The sequence below is a fragment of the Nitrosomonas sp. Nm34 genome, from assembly GCF_900113925.1.
Taxonomy (GTDB): domain Bacteria; phylum Pseudomonadota; class Gammaproteobacteria; order Burkholderiales; family Nitrosomonadaceae; genus Nitrosomonas.
This window is the reverse complement of record NZ_FORD01000126.1, coordinates 1-2,712: the sequence shown is the minus strand read 5'-3', so window position 1 is coordinate 2,712 and position 2,712 is coordinate 1. Positions and strand designations below refer to the sequence as shown.

Annotated in this window: 2 protein-coding genes; both read right to left on the bottom strand. The window is 40.0% G+C overall.

The genetic code is table 11. The features are described from left to right. Window positions 1–95: 95 nt before the first annotated feature. The gene (locus tag BM283_RS17605; protein WP_090695444.1) at window positions 96–1,562 is read right to left on the bottom strand and encodes a DEAD/DEAH box helicase; all 1,467 of its coding nucleotides are present in this window, start codon (window positions 1,560–1,562) and stop codon (window positions 96–98) included. A 42-nt stretch (window positions 1,563–1,604) separates the two neighbouring features. Further along, a complete protein-coding gene (locus tag BM283_RS17600; protein ID WP_090695441.1) occupies window positions 1,605–2,384 on the bottom strand; it encodes a hypothetical protein in 780 nt (259 codons plus the stop codon). Window positions 2,385–2,712: the final 328 nt, after the last annotated feature.

Sequence of the window (2,712 nt, the reverse complement as noted above, 5' to 3'; positions counted from 1 at the left end):
TGTCATTTACCCATTATAAATTGGCTTTATTATCCATAATCCTGCATGAACATTCTAATCCAATTTCTGGAAGTTATTTTTGACGACATCCTTAATTAGTCTTGCTTGCGTTTATCAATAAGGAACGGCGTAAAGAGTGCCGGAATGACTTTTTTATTCGGTTGACTAATAGAATGAGAAGCTTTATTGCTGGTATCTAATTTCTTTACCAGCGGCATAGGTACATATGGTTGAGTAAAGATCGGATCAACTGGAATTGGTCGAGATGGTTTATTTCTTCCATAAGGAGCTGGTTGCTGCTTACTCCCACTATGATTACTCCTTTCCAAGCCAGTTTTATGATGCATTAGCTTACCATTATGTCCTTGACGATGCGTAGCTTGTGGAAAAACAGAATCATGACTCTTCCCAGTTTCAAACCCATTCGTTTTCGTCACGGCCAGTTTCGTTTGGAGCAGCTTCTCAATACCTACCAGATATTCCTTTTCATTTTCACTTACTAACGAAATGGCATTACCTTTACTCCCCGCACGGCCTGTTCGTCCAATGCGATGAATATAATCTTCTGGAACAGTTGGTAACTCGAAGTTAATTACATAAGTAAGACTCTCAATATCCAATCCCCGTGCGGCTACATCAGTTGCCACCAATGCCTGAATTTTTCCTTCTCTGAAATCATTAAGTGCTTGGGTACGTTGCTGCTGATTTTTATCGCCATGAATCGCTGTTGTTATTACTTCATACTGCAAAAGTAGCTTGGCCAGACGATCTGCACCTTGTTTAGTTCTAACAAAAACCAAAACCTGTTTAAGATCATTTTGCTTAATTAACTGCACCAATAATTCATGCTTGCGTTCAAGGTTAACTAAATGAACCCTGTGCGAGATGGATTGATTAATCGCATTGCGTTTTGCCACCTCAATTAAAATTGGCTGCTTCAGCAGCTTGTCAGCAAGTTGCTTGATTTCCTCAGAAAAAGTAGCAGAAAAAATCAAGCTCTGCCGCTGCTGAGGAAGCAGCATAAGAATACGCTTGATATCTGGCAGGAAGCCCATATCGAGCATACGATCAGCTTCATCCAGGACTAAAATAGTCACGCTAGATAGATTGATGGTTTTCTGCTCAATGTGATCCAATAGACGGCCGGGTGTTGCGACCAGAATTTCTACTCCAGCTTGCAGTTCCTTAATTTGAGGATCGATACTCGTACCGCCGAAGATTACCGTGCTTCGTAATTGTGTATATTTTCCGTAGTTTTTGACATTATCATGTATCTGCGTAGCAAGTTCACGTGTAGGTGCAAGTATCAATGCTCGAATGGGATGCCTAGCTGGAGAAGCACTCGAACTCGCATGAGATTGCAATCGATGCAACATGGGTAAGGTAAAACTAGCTGTTTTTCCTGTGCCTGTTTCGGCACTACCCATAATGTCTTTGCCCTCAAGGATATGTGGTATAACCTGAGCTTGTATTGGGGTCGGTTTGACATACCCCTGATCTGAGATTGCTCTCAGAAGCTCACTTGATAAATTTAATTGATCAAATGCTGTGGGATTACTCATAAATCTGTTCAGTCTTTGCGACTGTATTTAAAAATTGTTTGATTATTCTGTCTCCTGTTGAATACTACGTTTAGATTTATCGGTTCTTAGCCACTGATTAAATTTATTCATGATATTTTGGACAAGGGGTGCACCACCAATAGCCACTGCATCAACGAGACAGTACCACGCAGCAACGCCACTGGGAGGATTTCCTTGTGATAAGTTAAAAATGGGCTCAAGCTTTGCCCAATACCATGTTCCAGCAGCTGTACCAATCAACTCTAACCAAGTGGTGATAAAAAAAGCAGCAAGATAAACCATGGGAGATCTACCTTTGAATAGATAGATAAGAAACACACAAAATAATATTGCTCCTACCTGATCTCCCTGTTCGGGGATGCCACTAACTCCCCAAAACGACCAGACACCACATACGAATACAACGAATGCAGCAATTTTTCTCGCATATTTAAGGAAAAAACCTGAACGAGCCAGCGCGACTGCCGTTAAATAAACCATTCCATGTCCTGGAGGTACATATAAAGGTACATTTTCAAACCGGTAAGTATATCCCCCCATATAAACAGAGGCAAAATGCTCACCTGCTGTCGCAAATGCCACGGCAATCACTACTTGTATTCTTATTTCCTTATTTTCACCTGCTAATAATCCAATTAAAAATACCCATGCTATGATCCCCAGCATATTCTGTATGATCAAATTTGCATGGGCATCGATAACCAGGCTTACCGCCACACAAAAAAATGTAAAAGCAGCGATGAAGTAATCTCGCTTCTTGTGAATACAAACAACATCAGGTGCGGGGAAATAACGAAGCATTTATTACCTTAATGGAATAAAAAATAAAGCTCATCATATCCGACGAGCACATATAACCTTGGTACTTCACATTTGCATTAAGGACTATCAAGCAAAGTAAGCACACTATTATCTTCATTTAAAAAAGATAATAGTGACCATAAGAAAACTAGCTGGGAGATACCACTTTATTCTTCCCAGCATAGATGAGTACTGATGAAATTTTACCAAAAACAAATGTTTTTATTCTTTACTTTTTCACAGTTTTACTCTTCTTTTCCTTTTTCACCTTCTTTGGCACTGGCCTGGAATTCATCGTGATACTTGAATTTAGGTTCACCCACAAACA

Bases quoted from the DNA above. Each gene is read 5' to 3' on its own strand.
- BM283_RS17605 (WP_090695444.1), bottom strand. From the start codon at position 1,562: ATGAGTAATCCCACAGCATTTGATCAATTAAATTTATCAAGTGAGCTT.
- BM283_RS17600 (WP_090695441.1), bottom strand. From the start codon at position 2,384: ATGCTTCGTTATTTCCCCGCACCTGATGTTGTTTGTATTCACAAGAAG.